The organism is Halomonas sp. NPDC076908 (assembly GCF_050269715.1).
Taxonomy (GTDB): Bacteria; Pseudomonadota; Gammaproteobacteria; order Pseudomonadales; family Halomonadaceae; genus Vreelandella.
On sequence record NZ_JBNNIW010000111.1, the window covers coordinates 1 to 1365 of the forward strand.

3 protein-coding genes are annotated in these 1365 nt (G+C 47.8%); all 3 read right to left on the reverse strand.

Going from position 1 to position 1365, the window contains the following annotated elements; all coding sequences use genetic code 11:
• The coding region (locus ACQKE4_RS20705) for a hypothetical protein (RefSeq protein ID WP_427390106.1) at positions 1 to 221 on the reverse strand (221 nt) is incomplete at its 3' end.
• Between the two features lie 409 nt (positions 222 to 630).
• Positions 631 to 840, reverse strand: coding sequence for a BrnA antitoxin family protein (locus ACQKE4_RS20710; protein WP_427390107.1), 210 nt, complete (start codon positions 838 to 840; stop codon positions 631 to 633).
• The gene (locus ACQKE4_RS20715) at positions 833 to 1126 is read right to left on the reverse strand and encodes a BrnT family toxin (RefSeq protein WP_427390108.1); all 294 of its coding nucleotides are present in this window, start codon (positions 1124 to 1126) and stop codon (positions 833 to 835) included. The genes ACQKE4_RS20710 and ACQKE4_RS20715 overlap by 8 nt, the downstream gene beginning before the upstream one ends.
• Positions 1127 to 1365: the final 239 nt, after the last annotated feature.

Here is a 1365-nt window from a genome sequence, read left to right on the forward strand (position 1 = left end):
TCCGATAGAAGTGATGAGCGAACTGATGGCCAAGTATCATGAAAGCCCGTCAACCATCCAATGAGTGTGTTGCACTCAGTGTCTGCATCCGCCCAGTAATTTAATACCTCGCCGAATAAGATCGAAGAGCATATCTGCTCAATTACTAACATTACGTAGCCCGTAAAAACAACCATAACCAATTGTTTTATATATGTTATATTTTGAAAACGTTGCAGCATATCCAAAACTCTTATGTATGCTTCTTTCCAATCTAACCATACTCTATTCATAAAATGGGCTTAGGTCACGTGGCTTTGCAGAATAATTGAGCTGGAGCAGGCTTTGGGCAGCTGGCGCTGCCTTCGCGCCGGGCCGCCACTGCGGGTGCCTTTTGGCTCGTTCCTCGCCAAGCGTTACGCCACGTAAAGGGGCAGCTAGATTGCTTATGTGGCTGAGTCTTTGCGAGCTAAAACTCCCTCCCACAACACCGGTTCAAAGCATCAATTTAGTGGCAGGGATTGTTTATAGGGCTAGATATTCGCCCTCCCACAACACCAGTGCAGTGGCGGGGCTGTGGGAAGCGCTGTGACTTAGGCTTTGAGTACGCAACGGAGGATTTCAACCACCTGATCGGTAGCGCCGCACCGTTTATTGCCACTCAAGCTTGAGGTCTTTATGTGACTGGGCACAGTCGCGCAGATAGAGATTAATCAAGCTCTGATACGGAAGATCTTTTTGTTCCGCCAAATCCTTAAAATACGCGATGGTATCTTCATCCAGCCGGATCGTGACCTGCTTTTTAAGCTTTTTGGCGTATGGGTTTTTGACTGACTCTGAAAAATCGTAATGGTCACGCATGTCTATACCCTTCGTAAGTTTTTCGCTCTCGTTTATTCGCCTTGCGCGCTGAAATAATTCGGATTGTTTCGCCGTCTCTCACGCAGTGGCACACCACCAATAAACGAGAATGAATGCTCGTTCCAAGGAGTATGAACCGATCCTCCTCTTCAGAATGATCGGGATCCGATATGAGGCGGCCGAATTCGTCCGTGAAGGCCGTTTTTGCCTCTTTAAAAGAGACGCCATGCTTCTTGCAGTTAGCGGCGTCCTTATTGGGATCCCACTCGAAGGTAAGAAAGCTCATACATTATATTGTAGTTACATTGTATGTATTATCAAGACATGGGGAGTTACTGGTTTTCGAGACGTAACTGCTGCGGGCTGAAGCCCCATAAAACCAGATCAGAACATCAGTTCAGTGGCATGGACTATTCATGGGGAGAGAGATTCGCGAGCTGAAGCTCCCTTATATGGACCCGTCCCGTTGAGCAAGCAAGCCACGAGATGGACACGGATGAGGACTGCACGCTTATATCCGGCCTT